General features: G+C 58.4%; 18 protein-coding genes and 1 riboswitch. Of the genes, 8 read left to right on the plus strand and 10 right to left on the minus strand.

Annotated features, from left to right (window positions below):
* The 4 genes from Q1B27_RS15365 (at window position 1) to Q1B27_RS15380 (ending at window position 3,520) form a co-directional block, all read left to right on the plus strand.
* Complete coding sequence (locus Q1B27_RS15365; protein WP_299848709.1) at window positions 1-1,098, plus strand: SPFH domain-containing protein; 1,098 nt, start codon at window positions 1-3, stop codon at window positions 1,096-1,098.
* Between the two features lie 78 nt (window positions 1,099-1,176).
* On the plus strand, window positions 1,177-1,731 hold the full coding sequence (locus Q1B27_RS15370) for a cytochrome b/b6 domain-containing protein (RefSeq protein ID WP_299848710.1): 555 nt from the start codon (window positions 1,177-1,179) through the stop codon (window positions 1,729-1,731).
* Window positions 1,732-1,734: 3 nt separating this feature from the next.
* On the plus strand, window positions 1,735-2,844 hold the full coding sequence (locus tag Q1B27_RS15375) for a TFIIB-type zinc finger domain-containing protein (protein ID WP_299848711.1): 1,110 nt from the start codon (window positions 1,735-1,737) through the stop codon (window positions 2,842-2,844).
* Between the two features lies 1 nt (window position 2,845).
* Window positions 2,846-3,520 carry a nitroreductase gene (locus Q1B27_RS15380; protein ID WP_299848712.1) on the plus strand — a complete coding sequence of 225 codons (675 nt, stop codon included), beginning with the start codon at window positions 2,846-2,848 and terminating at the stop codon, window positions 3,518-3,520.
* A 6-nt stretch (window positions 3,521-3,526) separates the two neighbouring features.
* Here Q1B27_RS15380 and Q1B27_RS15385 read toward each other — a convergent pair whose 3' ends face one another.
* Entirely contained in the window at window positions 3,527-3,943 is a 417-nt protein-coding gene (locus Q1B27_RS15385) for an Hsp20/alpha crystallin family protein (RefSeq protein WP_299848713.1), read from the minus strand.
* A gap of 149 nt (window positions 3,944-4,092) precedes the next feature.
* On the opposite strand from Q1B27_RS15385, the gene dtd reads away from it, so the two are divergent.
* Window positions 4,093-4,530, plus strand: coding sequence for a D-aminoacyl-tRNA deacylase (gene dtd, locus Q1B27_RS15390; protein WP_299848714.1), 438 nt, complete (start codon window positions 4,093-4,095; stop codon window positions 4,528-4,530).
* A gap of 77 nt (window positions 4,531-4,607) precedes the next feature.
* Here the strand turns inward: dtd and trmB are convergent, their stop codons facing one another.
* The 9 genes from trmB to miaB all read right to left on the minus strand — a co-directional run bounded on the left by trmB (window position 4,608) and on the right by miaB (window position 13,460).
* A complete protein-coding gene (trmB, locus tag Q1B27_RS15395; protein WP_299848715.1) occupies window positions 4,608-5,321 on the minus strand; it encodes a tRNA (guanosine(46)-N7)-methyltransferase TrmB in 714 nt (237 codons plus the stop codon).
* Between the two features lie 226 nt (window positions 5,322-5,547).
* Window positions 5,548-6,714: a methionine adenosyltransferase gene (metK, locus tag Q1B27_RS15400; protein WP_299848716.1), complete on the minus strand. Its 1,167-nt coding sequence runs from the start codon at window positions 6,712-6,714 to the stop codon at window positions 5,548-5,550.
* A gap of 5 nt (window positions 6,715-6,719) precedes the next feature.
* Window positions 6,720-6,767: riboswitch (SAM-SAH riboswitch) on the minus strand.
* Window positions 6,768-6,891: 124 nt separating this feature from the next.
* Window positions 6,892-8,406 (minus strand): apolipoprotein N-acyltransferase, encoded by a 1,515-nt coding sequence (gene lnt, locus Q1B27_RS15405; protein WP_299848717.1) that lies wholly within the window; start codon window positions 8,404-8,406, stop codon window positions 6,892-6,894.
* Window positions 8,399-9,286, minus strand: coding sequence for a hemolysin family protein (locus tag Q1B27_RS15410; RefSeq protein ID WP_299848718.1), 888 nt, complete (start codon window positions 9,284-9,286; stop codon window positions 8,399-8,401). The genes lnt and Q1B27_RS15410 overlap by 8 nt, the downstream gene beginning before the upstream one ends.
* 41 nt (window positions 9,287-9,327) lie before the next feature.
* Window positions 9,328-9,816, minus strand: coding sequence for an rRNA maturation RNase YbeY (ybeY, locus tag Q1B27_RS15415; protein WP_299848719.1), 489 nt, complete (start codon window positions 9,814-9,816; stop codon window positions 9,328-9,330).
* 18 nt (window positions 9,817-9,834) lie between these two features.
* Complete coding sequence (locus tag Q1B27_RS15420; RefSeq protein ID WP_299848720.1) at window positions 9,835-10,842, minus strand: PhoH family protein; 1,008 nt, start codon at window positions 10,840-10,842, stop codon at window positions 9,835-9,837.
* A gap of 152 nt (window positions 10,843-10,994) precedes the next feature.
* Window positions 10,995-11,309 (minus strand): hypothetical protein, encoded by a 315-nt coding sequence (locus tag Q1B27_RS15425; protein ID WP_299848721.1) that lies wholly within the window; start codon window positions 11,307-11,309, stop codon window positions 10,995-10,997.
* 10 nt (window positions 11,310-11,319) lie between these two features.
* Window positions 11,320-11,895, minus strand: a complete 576-nt coding sequence (locus Q1B27_RS15430; RefSeq protein ID WP_299848722.1) for an OmpA family protein — start codon at window positions 11,893-11,895, stop codon at window positions 11,320-11,322.
* Between the two features lie 230 nt (window positions 11,896-12,125).
* Window positions 12,126-13,460 (minus strand): tRNA (N6-isopentenyl adenosine(37)-C2)-methylthiotransferase MiaB, encoded by a 1,335-nt coding sequence (gene miaB, locus Q1B27_RS15435; RefSeq protein WP_299848723.1) that lies wholly within the window; start codon window positions 13,458-13,460, stop codon window positions 12,126-12,128.
* Window positions 13,461-13,568: 108 nt separating this feature from the next.
* Between miaB and Q1B27_RS15440 the strand changes: the two genes are divergently transcribed.
* From Q1B27_RS15440 to Q1B27_RS15450, 3 genes are all read left to right on the plus strand, one after another.
* Window positions 13,569-14,438, plus strand: coding sequence for a hypothetical protein (locus Q1B27_RS15440; protein ID WP_299848724.1), 870 nt, complete (start codon window positions 13,569-13,571; stop codon window positions 14,436-14,438).
* 997 nt (window positions 14,439-15,435) lie between these two features.
* Window positions 15,436-17,781 (plus strand): cache domain-containing protein, encoded by a 2,346-nt coding sequence (locus tag Q1B27_RS15445; RefSeq protein ID WP_299848725.1) that lies wholly within the window; start codon window positions 15,436-15,438, stop codon window positions 17,779-17,781.
* The gene (locus Q1B27_RS15450; RefSeq protein ID WP_299848726.1) at window positions 17,765-18,397 is read left to right on the plus strand and encodes a response regulator; all 633 of its coding nucleotides are present in this window, start codon (window positions 17,765-17,767) and stop codon (window positions 18,395-18,397) included. The genes Q1B27_RS15445 and Q1B27_RS15450 overlap by 17 nt, the downstream gene beginning before the upstream one ends.
* Window positions 18,398-18,542: the final 145 nt, after the last annotated feature.

Consider the following 18,542-nt stretch of genomic DNA (forward strand, 5'->3'; position numbering starts at 1 on the left):
ATGGGTATTTTCGATTTTCTGACTGGTGAGTTCATTGATGTCATCCATTGGGTAGACGACACCCGCGATACCATGGTCTGGCGGTTCGAGCGCGAGGGCCACGAGATCAAGTACGGCGCTAAGCTTACCGTGCGCGAAGGTCAGGCAGCGGTGTTCGTCCACGAAGGCCAGCTGGCCGATGTCTTCACCCCGGGGCTCTATATGCTCGAAACCAACAACATGCCGGTCCTGACCACGCTCAACCACTGGGATCATGGCTTCAAAAGCCCTTTCAAATCCGAGATCTACTTCGTCAACACCACCCGTTTCAACAATCTGAAATGGGGCACCAAGAACCCGATCATGCTGCGCGACCCCGAATTCGGACCGACGCGCCTGCGTGCCTTTGGCACCTATACCGTGCGGGTCAGCGACCCGGCGAAGTTCCTGGTTGAAATCGTCGGCACCGATGGCGAATTCACAATGGACGAAATCAGCTTTCAGATCCGCAACATCATCGTGCAGGAGTTTTCCCGCGTCATCGCCGCCTCGGGCATACCGGTTCTGGACATGGCCGCGAACACCGCCGATCTGGGCAAACTTCTGGCCACCGCGATCAGCGGCACGATCGCCGAATACGGCCTGTCCCTGCCCGAGCTTTACATCGAAAACATTTCGCTGCCCCCGGCGGTCGAGGCCGCGCTGGACAAGCGTACCTCATCCGGGATCGCGGGCGATCTGGGCCGGTTTACAGAATACTCCGCCGCCGAGGCCATGACCGAAGCCGCCCGCAACCCCAATGGTGGCGGCATGGGGGCCGGGCTTGGCATGGGGATGGGCATGGCGATGGCACAGGCCGGCATGAACCAGGGGCCCTGGGGCAACCGCCCCGCCGCGCCACCACCCCCACCGGTCGAACATGTCTGGCACATCGCCGAGGGCGGCAAGACCCACGGCCCCTATGCCAAGGCCGATCTGGGCCGCATGGTAGGGGAAGGCACGCTGACCCGCGACACCCTTGTCTGGACCGCCGGGCAGGATGGCTGGGAACGCGCCGAGGACGTACAGGAACTGGCACAGCTTTTCACCGTCATGCCCCCACCGCCGCCGGGCGCGTAACGCCGGGGCGGCACCTTGGCCTTTCAGGATCAAAAGCGCCCGCTGAAACTTTTGCCCGGCCACCCACGTGACTGGAGAATGCCAGACGCGATCCTGAAACGCCTGCCCCACCGCCGCACCGCGCTCAAATGGCTGCACTGGACCATGTTGCCGCTGCTGATCTGGTTCATCTTCGTCACCCCATCCTTCATCCTGCAATTCGGCCAGGGCGCATTCCGCTTCCACTCGATCCTGGGGCTGATCTTCGTCACCCTGTCGCTCATCTGGACGGCGGACTACATGCGCCGAGGCCTGGCCAGCCGACCGGGGCCGAAACTGCCACCCTGGGCACGCAAACTGCACCGTGCCCTGCACCTGTCACTGATCTGGGGCCTCTTTGGCGTGGCACTCACCGGCTTCCTGCTGGGCCTGACCTCGGCGATACTGCTCAAGGCGGGCGGCATCGTACCCGTCGCCCCGCCCCTGAACATGCCGCAATCGAACAACATCATCGGCCAGATCCATATCTACGAATTCTACCTGCTCGCTGCGATCATGATCATCCACGCCGCCTTCCACATCTGGCGCCACGTCAAACTGCGCGACAATGCGCTGCGAATCATGGTGCCCCGCGCGCTTCACCGGTATCTCTGAACCATGAATGACGCCGCCCCGATCCAAGAGCACCGCTTTCCCTGCGACAATTGCGGGGCGGATTTCCGGTTTGATCCGGGCGCGGCCAAACTGACCTGCGATCACTGCGGCAACACCGCCGAAATCGAACACGCAACCCCCTGGAACGCCCCGATCCGAGAGCTGGACCTGCGCCGCGCCCTCAGCCAACAACTCCCCGATGAAGAGATCGAGGAAACCCGCGTCCTGCAATGCTCCAACTGCGCTGCCCAGTTCGAGTTTGACGCCAACGTCCACGCCTCTGAATGTCCGTTCTGCGCCACCCCCATTGTCACCGATACCGGCACCCACAGGCATATCAAACCCCGTGGATTGCTGCCCTTTGCACAGGAAGAACGCAGCGCCCACAAGGCGATGACCGACTGGCTGGGCAATCTGTGGTTCGCCCCTTCGGGTCTTCAGGAATACGCGCGCAAAGGCCGGAAAATGCAGGGTATTTACGTGCCCTACTGGACCTTCGATGCCGACACGAAATCCAGCTACCAGGGTGAACGCGGCACGGTTTATTACGAAACCCGCACGGTGATGCGCGATGGTGAACGCCAGCAGGTGCGCGTGGCCAAGGTACGCTGGCGCGCTGTTTCAGGCCGCGTGGCGCGGTTTTTCGACGATGTGCTGGTGCTCGCCTCACGTTCTTTGCCCAAACGCTTTACCGATGCACTGGAACCTTGGGATCTTGCCGCGCTTGAACCCTATCGCCCCGAATACCTTGCCGGATTCCGGGCCGAAGGGTATTCGGTCGAGTTGGAAGAGGGTTTTACCGAAGCAAGGGGTCACATGGACCGCGTGATCGCCCGCGACGTGAAATTCGACATCGGCGGGGATCGCCAACGCATCCACGACATCCAGACACAAGTGGGCGATGTGACCTTCAAACACGTCCTCCTGCCCGTCTGGCTTGCGGCCTATAAATACCGCGGCAAGACCTATCGCTTCGTCGTCAACGGCCGCACGGGCCGGGTACAGGGTGAACGCCCCTATTCGGCAATGAAAATCGCTTTCGCAGTCGTCCTGGGCGCACTAATCGCCGGGGCGGCAGGCTATTTCATCGCTTTAAATCAAGGCGCTTTGTAACATGGATGATAATTTTGACGCCCTCCGGGGCATCTTTGACGCGCGCTACAGTTGCCGGGCTTTTCGACCCGATCCCCTGCCGGATGAAACCATCCGTCAGATCGTCAGCACCGCCGGTCGCGCGCCGTCCTGGTGCAACGCTCAGCCGTGGCAAGTCACAATTACCCGCGGGGACGAGACTGAACGTTTCCGCACAGCGCTGCTCGATGCCGTCACCAATGAAAAACCCAACCCGGATTTCGCATGGCCCAACGCCTATCCCGGTGCCACCGGCACCCGGCGGCGCATCTGCGGTTTTCAGCTTTACGAATCTGTCGGCATTGCCCGGGGCGATCAAGAGGCGCGCCACCGGCAAAGCATGGAAAACTACCGGCTTTTCGGCGCCCCCCATGTGGCGATCATCAGTTCCGAATCCGATCTGGGTGCCTATGGCGCGTTGGATTGCGGCGGTTTTGTTACCGCCTTTACCCTTGCCGCGACGGCGTTGGGCGTGGCCACGATTGCGCAAGCCTCGGTCGCGGCCTATCCACAGATGATCCGGCAGCATTTTGATCTGCCCGAAAACCGGCTTGTTCTCTGCGCCATTTCCTTTGGCTATGCCGATCCCGATCACCCGGCCAACGGGTTTCGAACCGAGCGCGCCGGGCTTGCCGAAATCTACGATCCTCGCGGGTAAACGCGCCTATCCTTTCGTGATCGCGACCTTTTTTGCCTCGGGCTCCGACGGTGCAGTTTTCGGAACGGAAATCGCCAGCACACCGTCTTTAAGATGTGCCACGATCCGATCGCCATCCGCATCGGCCGGCAGCCGGAAACTCCGGCTGAACGCACCAAATTGCCGCTCGGAAAAGAACCAGGTATCGCCTTTCTCTTCGCGCTCGGACTGCTTTTTGCCTTTCACGCTGACAACACCATCATGCACCGATACATCGATATCCTTTTCTTCAACGCCCGGTAATTCAACGGAAATCCGGTAGGCATCATTGTTGGACGACGCATCTGCCGCCGGCGCAAGCCAGTCGGCGACGCGCGCCCCCAAATTCCTGAAAGGTTCATAGAAAGCGGGCCACAAACCAGCGGTGTGAGATTTTTCAACCATTTTCGAACTCCTTTCTTGTGGGACAGTCCGATTTTGACAAATCCTGCAAAAACTGTCGTTGATACGGGTCAAATCAGCCGCGCGATTGGGCTTGCACCCGGATCGCAGATTGCCGAAAGCTTCCGGGTATTAAAGACAAGGAGAGATCAATGCGCGCCCTGCTGCAACGTGTGTCCCACGCCTCGGTTACCGTCGATGGCACTGTCATAGGTCAGACCGGGCCGGGCCTTCTGATCCTGATTTGCGCCATGCAGGATGACACCGAGGCACAGGCCGATCAGCTGGCCGCAAAGATCTTGAAACTGCGGATTTTCAAGGATGAGAATGGCAAGATGAACCTGTCCGTCCGCGACATCGACGGCAGCGCCTTGGTGGTCAGCCAGTTTACCCTCGCCGCCGATACGTCGCGCGGCAACCGGCCAGGGTTTTCAGCGGCGGCAAGCCCGGAGGACGGCAACCGCCTCTACGAATATTTCGCCGCGCAATTAGCGACCCAGGGCCTTCCGGTCGAAACCGGTGAATTTGGCGCAGACATGAAGGTAGAGCTTCTGAATGACGGTCCGGTGACGATCTGGATGGAGGTCTGATCCCGATGGGCACCGAAAAAATACCGACGTAATACCGACAAAATACCGACGTTATACCGACGTGGGTTTTTGCCCGGTCAGCGTTTGCGGAAGGTCAGGTAATGTGGTGTGCGGCCTTCGCGCAGAGCTTTTTGCTCGTACCGTGTAGAAATCCAATCTTTCCAAGGGGTTCTCCAATCTTCTGGATGTTCCGCAAGCCATTCGAACCCGTGGCGCGGCACCTCGGTCAGCGTTTGGCGCACATAATCGGGAATATCAGTCGCCACTCTAAAAATAGCTCCTGATTTCAATGCTTTGGAAAGCGGAGTTAAATGCTCCGGCGTGACGAAACGACGGCGGTGATGGCGCTTTTTCGGCCAGGGGTCAGGATACAGAAGAAACGCCCGAGAGATCGAATTATCCGGCAAAACATCGAACATGTTGCGGACATCGCCTGGATAAACCGCAAGATTTTGTGCGCCCGCTTCGCGTATCTTACCCAACAGCATGGCAACGCCGTTGATATAAGGCTCGCAGCCGATGATGCCGATATCAGGGTTCTCTTTGGCCTGATGCACAAGGTGCTCTCCGCCGCCAAACCCAACCTCGAGCCAGATTTCTCGATCTCCGAAATACTCTTTTAGATCAATAGGATTTCGGTCCGGGTTAATGTCCCAATCGACCGCCCCCGGAGAGAGCTTGACAAGGTCTTCATCCAGAAAAGCCTCCTGCGATTTGCGCAGGCCCTTGCCCTTGAACCGGCCATAGAAATTGCGCCACGGCGCGCCCGAGGGATGTTTATCGCTACTCATGCGCCGTCACATGCCCCAAGAACGCCCCCGCCCGCAATCCCCCAAAACGTACAAAGCGTACGAAACATACGCGGAAAACGTACGTAAATCGGGGCGTATAGCGAGGTGGGCGTACGGGCCGTACGTTTTGTAACCTTGCGCAACGGGCCTGCGATCCGCCACAGACAAAAACGGCAAGGGGTCATCCTTGCCGTTTTTTTGGTATTCTGTTCTGCAAAACCTGTTATCAGACGGCTTTTTTCAGCGCCTCGACCAGATCGGTCTTTTCCCAGCTGAATCCGCCATCCGCCTCGGGGTCGCGACCGAAATGGCCATAGGCCGCGGTGCGCTGGTAGATGGGCTTGTTCAGTTCAAGATGTTCGCGGATACCGCGAGGGCTGAGGTCCATGCAGCGGCTGATGGCCTTTTCGATCTCGGCCGGAGACACCTCTCCGGTGCCGTGGGTATCGGCATAGATCGACAGCGGTTTGCTGACGCCGATCGCATAGCTGAGCTGGATGGTACAGCGTTCGGCCATACCGGCGGCCACGACGTTCTTGGCCAGATAGCGCGCGGCGTAGGCGGCGGATCGGTCCACCTTGGTCGGATCCTTGCCGGAAAACGCACCACCACCGTGCGGCGCGGCACCACCATAGGTATCAACGATGATCTTGCGCCCGGTCAAACCGGCATCGCCATCGGGGCCGCCGATGACGAACGTCCCGGTGGGGTTGACCCACCATTCGGTCTTGTCGTTGAGCCAGCCCTCGGGCAGCACTTCGCGGATATACGGCTCCACAATGGCGCGGATATCGTCGCTTTTCTGATTTTCATCGGCATGCTGGGTCGAAAGCACAACCGAGGTCACTTCGACCGGTTTGCCGTCTTCGTAGCGCAGTGATAGCTGGCTTTTGGCATCCGGGCGCAGCGTGGGTTCCGCGCCGGATTTGCGCACCTCGGCCAAGCGACGCAGGATCGCATGGCTGTACTGAATGGGGGCGGGCATCAGCGCTTCGGTTTCCGTGGTGGCATACCCGAACATGATACCCTGATCGCCAGCACCGTCCTTATCGACGCCCTGGGCGATATGGGCAGATTGTTCGTGCAGGAAATTCAGCACATGGCAGGTGTTCCAGTGGAACTTGTCCTGCTCGTATCCGATATCCTTGATGCAATCGCGGGCAATCTGACCGATGCTGCCCATGAAGCTTTTGAGGCGTTCCTGATCGCTCAGACCGACCTCTCCGCCGATGACAACCATCGAGGACGTGGCAAAGGTTTCGCAGGCAACGCGGGCCTCGGGCTCTTCGGCGAGGAAGGCATCGAGGATGGCATCCGATATCCGGTCACAGACCTTATCGGGGTGGCCCTCTGACACGGATTCAGAGGTGAAAACATAGTTATCTCGGGACATGAAAATGCTCCATTAGAGTTCACCGCCACGCCAGGAAGCCGTTGTGACGGGTTTGGCACTGGTTAAGGCGGGGTTGCAGCCGCGTCAATCGCTAAAGCGGATCGGCGTTAATTGACGCGAAATTGGTTGCAAAACATCATCAAGGCGCGCGTTGCCGCAAGGTTTGCCTGAGAAGCACTAGGTGGGCCTGCGGGAACGGACCAGAAGCGCACCGCCCAGAATCAGAAGAAGCAGCGCCAACACCGGCAGATCACCAATGCGGGCATAGAGCGTGGGCGGCAAGGCAGGAGGCAGGGCCGCGTCGATCCAACCCGCCTGACCCAAAGGCAGATGCGCGGTGATCCGGCCTGCCGGGTCGATCATGGCCGAAATGCCGGTATTGGCCGCGCGCACCATCGGAAGCCCCTGTTCGACACTGCGCAGCCGGGCCTGGGCAAGGTGCTGATAGGGGCCGGACACCTCGCCGAACCAGGCGTCATTGGTGATCATCATCAGGAAATCGGGGCGTTCGGGCGCAGCACGCACATCGCGGGCAAATACGCCTTCGTAGCAGATCAGGGGCAGGCCCTTGCCGGCAATGCCGGTGTCGATCACCTGCGCCCCGGGGCCCGAGGAATAGCCATTGCCATCGCGCGAGGCCATGCCGGCGATGCCGAATTTTTTCATCGTATCGCCAAAGGGCACGTATTCGCCAAAGGGCACCAGGTGGTGTTTGTCATAGACCGAGGCCACCTGCCCGGCTGCGTCCAGAAGAATGGCGGAATTATATAGGCGTGGCCCATCAATCCGTTGCAGGCCCAGCACCACGGGCACGTCACCTGCAGCATCCGAGATGGACGCCAGCACCGACTCGGCACTGTTGAGCAGCACCGGGATGGCGGTTTCGGGCCAGACGATCAGGTCCGGGCGCGTATCCCCCGCGGCCGAGAAATCGAGCTGGCGCTCGAAAAAGACCGGCATCATCTCGCGGTCCCATTTCTCGTGCTGGGCGGCATTGGGCTGGATCAGACGCACGGTGGGCGCGTCGGCGGGGGTATTACTGTTGGGCGCAATGGTTGCGCCTGTCAGATAGAGCGCGGCCACGATGGCAAGCGTGATGCCACCCCCTGCCCGATGTCCTGCGACCAGATGCCAAAGCGCCGTTGCTGCCGCGACCAGAAGGGACGTGAGGCCCAGGGCCCCGGCGAAGGCAGCCCATTGCAGCATCGGCGTGTCGATCCAGACATGTCCGATTTGCGCCCAGGGAAAACCGGTGAAAAGGATGCCGCGCAGTGCCTCGCCCACGGTGAAAGCGACAATCAGAGCGACGCTGCCGCCGCGCAGCGCCCGTGCCGCCGCAAAGGCAGCACCCCAATAAAGCGCCATGCCCGCGCTGAGACCGACCAGTGCAAAGGGTGCGATCCAGCCGTGGCGGGCGACATCGACCAGGAACGGTTCAACGATCCAGCTGAGCGCCAGCATGAAATACCCGGTGCCCGCGATCCAGCCCAGAAGGGCCGCCCGGCGGATGCTGCCAGTTTGCCGGAAAAGTGCAACGATCAGGGCAAGTGCTGCAATCGTCAGCGGCCAGAGGCCCCAGGGCGCCTGACCCAGCGCCGCAAGCGCGCCCAGACCCAGCCAGATGACCAGTTGGTAAAGCCCGCGCACCCCGTTCACACGGGACGCAAATCCGGGCTGGACCGTTTCAGTCATTCCTTGAACCGGGCAGGCACACTTTCAGGCGCTTGATGCGGCGCGCATCGGCGTCGATCACCTCGATCATCACGCCGGTGGGGTGTTCGACCACCTCACCGCGCACGGGCACCCGGCCCAGCAGCATGAAGACCAGGCCGCCCAGCGTGTCGATCTCTTCTTTGTCGACCTCGTCCGCCTCGGTCAGCGACAGGCCAATTTCCTCTTCGAATTCGTCCAGCGGGGTCTTGGCGGCGGCCAGATAGTCGCCCGAGGGCTCCTGGGTCCAATAGCCGCCATCGTCGATATCGTGTTCATCCTCGATCTCGCCCACGACCTGTTCGATCAGGTCCTCGATCGTGATCAGCCCGTCGACGCCGCCATATTCGTCGATGACCAGCGCCATATGCCGTCGTTCGCTCTGCATTTTCTGCAGGAGCACGCCGATGGGCATCGAGGGTGGTACAAAGAGCAGCGGGCGCAGCATGCGCTTGAGCGAGAACCGCCCGCCGGCGCCGTTGAACCCGTGTTTCAGCGCCAGGTCCTTGAGGTGGACAAGACCGATGGGCGTATCAAGCGTGCCTTTATAGACCGGCAGGCGCGTAAGTCCGCTGTCGCGGAACACCTGTACCAGTTCATCCTTGGAGATCGTGGAGGGCACCGAAATGATATCGGCCTTGGGAATCGCAGCATCCTCGACCGCCATACGGCGCAGATTGCCGATGCCGGGCTGCCCTTCGGCTTTTGCCCCGCTGCCATGCTCGTCATGATCCGTGTCATCTTCACCAGGGCTGAAGGCCCCGAATATGCGGCGAAAAAACCCGCTCTGTTCCTCTTCCTCGTGCCCGTCGGGCTGCGCGCGCTGCGCTGCGTTAGAGGATCCGTCTATACTGTCGCCCATTCTCTCTTTCCAAATTGCAGTGCTCAATTGCCCCACGATCCCTAATATGGGTCACGAATACCCAGTTTGCCAAGTACCTCCACCTCGATTGCCTGCATCAAGGTGGCATCTTCGTCACGGATGTGGTCATAGCCCAGAAGATGTAACACCGCATGAACAATTAAGTGAGTTATATGGTCGCTGAGCGGTTTTCCCGCCGCTTCCGCCTCGCGCATGCAGGTGTCAAAGGCGATGGCGATGTCGCCCAGTTCCGGGTCAGTGCCCGATTGAGGCAGGTCGGGTGCCGTACCGGGCACCCCTGCCCCGCGTTCCTCACTGGGCCAGCTCAGCACGTTGGTGGGCTGAGCCTTGTCGCGAAAATCACCGTTGAGCACCGCAATACGGGCATCATCACAACCCAGCACGCTGATTTCCCACCTGGCGGGATCAAGACCGAGATGGGACAGCGTGGCGGTGGCTGCCCGCTCGGATAAGGCGGCCAGTTCCGCCGTCTGCCAGCGGTCGTCTTCGATCAGGGTCTCGGTCAGCATGTCGGGCCGCTTGAGGGTTCAGGTGTCGGCCTCATACGCCTCGATGATCGCGGCCACAAGCGGGTGGCGCACAACGTCCTTGGAGGTGAAATAGCTGAAACTGATATCCTTGATGGTCTTGAGCAGACGTTCGGCATCGTGCAATCCGCTGGTCACCCCGCGCGGCAGGTCGATCTGGGACCGGTCGCCGGTGATGACCATGCGGCTGCCCTCGCCCAGACGGGTCAGGAACATCTTCATCTGCATCGAGGTGGCATTCTGCGCCTCGTCCAGCACCACGAAGGCATTGGCGAGCGTCCGGCCCCGCATGAAGGCCAAAGGTGCTATTTCAATACGCTTTTCCTCGATCAGCTTGGCCAGCTGCTTGCCCGGCAGAAAATCGTTCAGCGCATCATAGAGCGGCTGCATGTAGGGATCGACCTTGTCCTTCATGTCACCGGGCAGATAGCCCAGCTTTTCGCCCGCCTCGACCGCGGGACGGCTGAGGATGATCCGGTCCACATGACCTTCGATGAACATCGACACCCCCGCCGCCACGGCCAGATAGGTCTTGCCGGTGCCCGCCGGGCCAATACCAAAGGCCAGTTCCTTGGAGAAAAGCGCGCGCACGTAAGCCTTTTGCGCCTCGGTTCGCGGCTCGACCAGCTTTTTGCGGGTCTTGATCTCGACCGCGCCGCCCTTGAACATCTCAAGTTGATCGCCCGCGCGGGTGCCGGTGCCCTTGTCAGACCCGCCCATGCGCAATTCACGGTCGATATCGCCCGGTTCAACCTCTTTGCCGGTTTCCAGCCGTTGATAGAGCGCTTGCAGCACGGCAACGGCCTCTTTCGCCTGCGCCTCTTCGCCCACGGCGACCAATTGGTTGCCACGGCGCATGATCTGCACACTCAGTTTCTGTTCGATATCAGCCAGGTTTCTGTCGAATTCGCCGCAAAGGTCGATCAGCAGGCGGTTATCTGGGAATTCCACGACCTCTTCATGTTGCAGGGCCGGGTCGAGGGTTTGAGGCAATTCGCTGCTGATCAATCAAATCTCCGCGCTCAAAGGATTCATTTTCCTCAAACCGTGCCAAGTTGCGCGGAGCGGCGCAAGGGAAAGTGGGCAATTGTTGATAGAAGTTAACGAAAAAACCGCAGACCCGGCGGGCCTGCGGCTGAATTTCGGGTAATCGGGATGGCTCAGAAAGTGTCTCCGACCGTCTGCTTGCCCTGGAACGGTCCGGTGACCGTGTTGGGCGGCGCCACGCCCGAGCAGACCGGCTTGCCGTTACGATCAAGCCGCTGCGACAGATACCCTTCGATCCCGTCGTCGATGATCCAGTGATCGCAGCCATTGGGATCCACCCAGATGCCCGCCTGCAACTGGCTGAGATGTTTGCGTTTGAAACCGTAGTCGATGGATTTGTCTTCGCCCACCTGGCCACCGCCGCCTTCACCGCAGGCCGCAAGCATGCCGACGGCAGAGAGACATAATATCGCTTTTCTGATGGTCATGACCGTCCCCCTACCGGATACACATGATTTCGACACGGCGGTTCTGGGCCATGCCGGCGGCGGTCGCGTTCGACGCCTTCGGCTGACGTTCGCCATACCCGCGAATGCCGTTCACCCGCGCGCCCGTAGCGTTGGCGACCCGCGCCACCGCGTTGGCCCGGCGCTTCGACAGGTTCATGTTATAGGCGTCAGACGCCCGGCTGTCGGTATGGCCAGTGATGATATAGCCGCGCGCGGTGTTTTGCTGGAAAAACTGGCGCAGGCGCGCCTTGCCCGCGGCACTGATCCGCGCGCTGTCGGTCGCAAAAAGCTGATCCGAACTGACAACGCCACAAAGATTGCCGCGTCGGCAGACCGGTTTGCCATCGCGGGTCACATGCGGGGTCATGAACCCTTCGAACCCGTCATCCATCACCCAATGTTCGCAGCCATCGGGATCGACCCAGATGGTCGGAATATATTTTTCCACCTTGGATGTTTTGCCGCTGCTTTGTGCCCAGCCAGCGCTTGCGCTGATAGCAACACTGCACGCGATCACCGCAACCCCCCTCAGCACAGCCCGTGCCGATGTCGGTTTCATCTCCATCACAGCCCCCATATTCTTACTTTCGTTTTACCATGAAAGGGCCGTCGCAACGCCTTGCGCAGCACCAGCCCCCAACTCGTACATTGGGTAAAGTTTAACGAGAATTGTATATTTGGGAAGAAAAATTACCAGATATTGTGTCCCCGATGGAAACAATACCTAATAACAGGGTCTTATTGGTCGCAACCTGCGCCTTTACAGGGGAATTTCCGGGGAGGGCCCGCCCGTGCCTATTCTGCCGCTTGTCGCAACACTTCACCAGAGAGAGAGTTCGCACTGCTACCAACAATTTTCACGGGCAGAATATCACCGGATTGGATGTCGGATTCTGTCACATGCACCGCGTGCAGATAATCGGATTTGCCCACCATCTGCCACTCAAACCGTCCGGGTTTTTCGAAAAGCACGTTGACGATACGGCCCACCATCGCCTCTTGTGCGGCGCGCTGTTGTCGGGTGATCAGAGCCTGCAGGCGTTGCAGACGGTCAGATTTTACATCCTCGTCAACCTGCGGGCGTTCGGCCGCCGGGGTGCCGGGGCGGGTCGAGTATTTGAAGGAATACGCGTAGCCGTAATTCACCTCTTCGATCAGGTCCATCGTAGCCTGGAAATCCTCTTCGGTTTCCTCGGGGAAGCCAACGATGAAATCCCCTGACATCAGGATATCGGGACGGGCGGCGCGAATGCGTTCAATCAGGCGCAGATAGCTGTCGGCGGTATGGCTGCGGTTCATCCGTTTCAGGATCTTGTCGCTGCCCGATTGGACCGGCAGATGCAGGTAGGGCATCAGCTTGTCGCAGGTGCCATGTGCCTCGATCAGGTCTTCGGCCATGTCATTGGGATGGCTGGTGGTAAAGCGGATACGCGCCAGACCGTCGATCTTGTCAAGCTGCCAGATCAGCTGTGCCAAGGTCAGATCGCCATCCGCGCCCGCGCCGTGATAGGCGTTGACGTTCTGGCCCAGAAGCGTGATCTCGCGCACGCCACGATCGACCAATTCGCGCGCCTCTTCGAGGATGCGGTCGGCGGGGCGGCTGACCTCGGCACCGCGGGTATAGGGCACGACGCAGAAGGCGCAGAACTTGTCACAGCCTTCCTGCACGGTCAGGAACGCCGTTGGGCCACGCTTGGCCTTGGCGCGCGTGCGCAGGGTGTCGAACTTGTCATCCAGCGGGAAATCGGTGTCGAGCGCCTTTTGGCCTTCACGCGTCTTGGCCTCCATCTGCGGCAGGCGGTGATAGCTTTGCGGACCGACAACCAGATCGACCAGCGGCTGGCGGCGCATGATCTCTTCGCCCTCGGCCTGGGCCACGCAGCCCGCAACACCGATCTTGAGGTCGGGTTTGACGTCTTTCAGCTCGCGAAACCGACCCAGTTCAGAATAAACCTTTTCGGCAGCTTTTTCGCGTATGTGGCAGGTATTGAGCAGGATCATGTCGGCGTCGTCCGCCGTGTCGGTTTCGACATAGCCTGCCCCGCCCATGGCCTCGGCCATGCGTTCGCTGTCATAGACGTTCATCTGGCACCCGTAGGTCTTGATGAACAGTTTCTTTGGCTCCGCCATCCGTCGCAGTCCCTTTGCGTTTCAGGGGGCCTGAATACATCAACTCAAGGGTCTCTTGCAATGCGCGAAGAATTCCCTGATTCTGAGATCAAAAGAACGGGGAACCCGATGCAGTATTCCAGCCTCGATCAGTTTCTTGCCACCGGCAAGCCGCTTCTGGCCAAGGGGCCGGTGGCGATGATCTTTGTCGAGGATGAGATCGAGGTGGATACCACCATCCGTCACCATCTTGATTCGGGTTTCACGCAGGTTCTGGTACTGATGCCCGAGGGTTTCACGCTGCCTGAGGATGTGATCAGCAAGGTGCACCGGATCAACTTTGACATGGTGGCCGGGCAGGATTTCACCGATGCGGTGAACACGGTCATCGCCGCCGCGCCGGGCATCTGGCTGTATTACTGTTTCAACGCCGAATACCTGTTCTTTCCGTTCTGCGAGACCCGCACCATTGGCGAGATGCTGGCCTTTCACGCCGAAGAGCGGCGCGATGCGATGCTATGCTATGTGATCGACCTTTATGCCGGCGATCTTTACCGGCACTCAAATGCGGTATCGCTGGAAGACGCCCATATGGACAAATCGGGCTATTACGCGCTGGCGCGCAACGATCCGGCCAATCACAACCATCCGAAGGAACGCCAGCTTGATTTCTTTGGCGGGCTGCGCTGGCGCTACGAAGAGCATATCCCCGCGCCGCGCCGCAATATCGACCGTATCGCGCTTTTTCGGGCATGCGATGGTCTGAATTTAGAACCAAACCACCGATTCAACGACGAAGAATACAATACCTATGCTTGCCCCTGGCACCACAACCTGACCGCGGCCATTGTGTCGTTCCGTACCGCAAAGGCGCTCAAACGCAACCCGGGCTCGACCTTCGATATCGAGACGTTCAAGTGGCATAACTCCACCCCGTTCGAATGGCATTCACGACAATTGCTGGATCTGGGGCTGATGGAACCGGGGCAATGGTTCTGAAATACCAAGCCATTTTTTTGATGCTTAAGCGAGTTTTGGAAGCCAGAGATATTGAGCAGTTTTTGACGCAGTAGCTATTAGCGATTGCATCGGTATCGCGGACGAAACGGAAATTCGAAAACTAAGCCCAAACTGCTGCATGGTCTTTAAGTTGTAGGTTCGTTTTGGGCTCAATGCGCATGTGGATGTTGAGTTAATACTGCTATATTGCAGCGATCAATTCTTCGAGTTGGGAAGCAACCAATTGGCGTCTTACATCCTAGTTACCTTAGGCGTAGTTGTCGCCGTTATAGTCTATTTTATCCACCATCAACGCTTAAAGATCTGGATAGCTTTGATTTCAATTTGGTTGAGTATTCCCGTAACTTTTATAATCGACCTCAATCTTGGAAGATACGTCGCGAGCCTTGGAGATTGCCGAGCAAGCGCCGCAGTTTCGGTTGATTGCATCGTCTACGGTTACGATGTCAGTGAATGGATAAACGGTTTACATGCTTATGGATATGCCTTTGCATTCTTCGCGGCCCCATGGTTCATCGTCGGTGGGATAATTCTTGTGTTGTATATTCTAGTAAAATTCGTTTTTGCGGAAATCTGGCATTCATTAAAAAGGAAAAGGTGAATTGAAGCTTTCAGGTTCGATTCGAACTTTGGTCATTTTTCCGGCTTGGCAACCATTTGATGCCGCCACCCTGCCCGGAATCAAGTCGCAGGCGCCGGGCGAGCACCGGACCGTCCCGGCGGGCTGGCGCTTCTGTGAGGGCGCGCGTTCCGTTGAAGATGGAGGTATTGGGCGGGCATGAAGTGCCAGACTGAAGCGTTGCAACACCATCCCACGGTCCGGCGCTCGCCCTCAGATTGATGTCCACTTTGGATTTCAACCGACCAGCTGCCTCTCCAGGTCCGAAATGTGAAGCAATCCCCTGGCTACCTCTTACTCAAGGTCGCATGGCAAGGGCCTTAACAATCGCTGCGTTTTCATAGAGAGTTTGAAGCGATGAAGTTATCGCTTGGAATGATCTTGGCGCTCTGCCTTGCGGGATTGCAGTTTGTTGCGGTCACAATTGTCGTGTTTTCGTCTTTCCTGACCTCGGAAAAAGTTCTGCTGGAACATGCGCGCGAGCTTTTGAGTGATGTCGGCACAAATACGATCGAACATTCAAAGGGGTTTCTGAAACCCGCCAAGGGCGCTGCGGAGCTTGCCACAAGGCTTGCGGAAAACCAGGTTATCGCCAGCGATGACTTTGAACAGCTTGAAAAACTGCTGTTCCAGCAATTGCAGATTTCACCCCAGTTTGCCGGTGTTTTCTACGGCGATGAGGCGGGCAATTTCGTCTACGTGATGCGCAGTGACGGCCCCGGCCCCTTTCGGACCAAGGTTGTCAGGCGCGACGGGGATGCGCGAGAGACCCAGTTGATCTGGCGGGATGATCGCTATTTCATCGTTGAGCAGCAGTCGGACGCGACGGACACCTATGATCCAAGAGGACGCCCCTGGTACAAATCTGCCAAGACCGAACTTTCGAGCATCTGGACAGATCCCTATATCTTCTTCACCTCACAGACGCCCGGAATCACGGCAGCATCGCCCGTGTTCAACGACAGTGGCGACCTGCGCGGCGTTGTCGGTGTCGATATCGGGATCGAGGCCATTTCCGAGTTTCTTTCACGGCTGAATATCGGCGAAAGCGGCACCGCCCTGATTCTGAACCGGAACGGGGATGTGATCGCGCATCCCGATCAGGAACTGATCCGCACAAGAAATGACGATGGCACATTCCGTTTCGTCAACCTCAGCGAAATCGACGACCCCGTCGCCAATGCCGCCTTTGCGGGTCTGGTTGTCGGGGCGGACGTCTCGGTCAAACGCGAGGTGACCTCCAGGTTTGCCTATGACGGATCAACCTATGTTTCCACCGTGATGCCGATGATCAGCGAGGAACTGCCCTGGACGATTGCGGTCTACGCGCCCGAGGCGGATTTCACCGGCGAGATCAAAAGCAACCGGACCCTGAATGTCTGGATCGCAGCCGCGATTGCGCTGGTTTCGGGCGGTTTTGGCTTGTTGCTGGCAAACTACATTCACAAGCCGGTACGCGCCTTCGCGGTGCGCGCATCGCTTGTGTCGCAGGGCGAAGTTTCGGCGTCCGAGCCGCTTCCGACCACCTACAAGGAACTGGAACGCGCCAACGAAACATTGGTGCATGCGATCGCGGAACGGAAAAAATCCGAGGCCGAATATGGCCGCACATTCGATCTCGCCTCACGTGGGATGGCGCAAATTCAGGCAAAAACCGGCAAACTTATCCGGGTGAACGCCAAGTTCGCGGATATGCTGGGGTATGACAGTAATGAGATTTTGCATCTGACAGCCCATGATTTGTCGCATCCCGATGATCCGGTGGCGGCGGTGTTTTTCGAAGACGGCAGCGATGGCGGGTCCGGCTACGTGCACGAAAAGCGGTATCTGCGCAAAGATGGTGGCGCTATCTGGGTTAGCGAGAATGTCATTGTCATCCGAGACGACGAGAAAGTACCGATACATGCGGTGGTGACCGTCGACGACATCACCGAACGCAAGGCCGCGGATCGCAAGATCCAGCAGTTGAACCTGGATCTGACACATTCTGCACGGGTGAACGTGATGGGGCAGATGGCGACCGGTCTGGCGCATGAGCTGAACCAGCCCCTGCTGGCAATTTCACAGAATATGGATACCGCGCTCTATTTGCTGAAAGATATATCTGGCGAGACTGGTGACCTGTCAAACATTCTTGAGGAGACAGATCGTCAGGCGCATCGCGCGGGCGACATCATCAAGGCGCTGCGCGGCTTTGTGAAGAAAGAGGGCGTGGAAAAATCCGACTTCAACTTTGTTGAACTGCTGGAGCAAACGCTGCACCTTGTGCGCCCCGAGGCCAAGGAATACGGGATCAGCATCAGGACGACCGCCAGCAATCTTGAACCTGTCTATGGCTCGCGTGTTCAGATTGCACAGGTTTTGCTGAACCTCCTGCGCAACGCGATCGAGGCGATTGCCCGCAGCGATGCGAATGAACGCGTGGTGACGCTGGACGCCAGGAATACCAAGACTGGGGTATTGATCACGATTACCGATACAGGTCCGGGCATTGCCAAGGATGTGGACCTGTTTGAGCAATTCCAAACCACAAAAAAGGATGGTATGGGGCTTGGCCTTTCGATTTGCCGCACCATCATTGAGTCGCATCGCGGTAAAATATGGTATCAACGTGAAGAGAACGGTAAGTCTCAGTTTTGCTTTTCCCTGCCTGCGTTAGGCCCAAGAACGACGGCACCTAAACTTGATGAACTCAACGCCTGAACCTTTCGTATTCATTGTCGATGATGACGAGGGCATCCGTACTTCGCTTTCACGAGCGCTGGACACGCGTGGGTACAACACCCTGGCCTTTGCCTCGGCGCAGGCATTTCTGGAGCATTACGAGCCCGGCACGTCTGGTTGTCTGATACTGGATTTCGGCATGCCAGAGATGTCGGGGCTGGAACTGCAGCAGGTTCTTGTGAAACGCGGTCGGTCGATCCCGATCATTTTCATCACCGGTCATGGCGGCGTGCCGGAAGCGGTTGAGGCGATGAAATACGGGGCGGTCGATTTCCTCGAAAAACCGTTCAGGCAAGACGCGCTGATCAAGCGGATCGATGCAGCGCTGAAGCTTGACGAACAAACCCGCCGCGTTGACGATAAATCCCGGACGACGAAGGCCCGTTTTGAGAGATTGACAGATCGCGAAAAAGAAATTGCCGAGTTTCTGGTGTCGAACCCGTCGAACAGCTCCAGCAAGGATGTCGCGCGCCATCTTGGGATCAGCCCCCGCACCGTGGACCATCATCGCGCCCGTATTCTTGAGAAGATGAGCGTGCATTCCGTGGCCGAGCTTGTCGACCAGTCGATCACCGCAAAACTCTTTTCGCGCTAGCCGGTTCAGCGCATAGGCAATATTGCCTACGTAACCACACGAATTTACGTCGGCGATTTTTCGGGCCATCTTAAGGACACAGTGTGAGTGGTGGAACCTCTATCACTGGAAGTGCATATGTACTGAGTTCCGAGCGCTGGAATTA

The sequence above is a fragment of the uncultured Roseovarius sp. genome, assembly GCF_947489715.1.
In the GTDB taxonomy this organism is placed as follows: domain Bacteria; phylum Pseudomonadota; class Alphaproteobacteria; order Rhodobacterales; family Rhodobacteraceae; genus Roseovarius.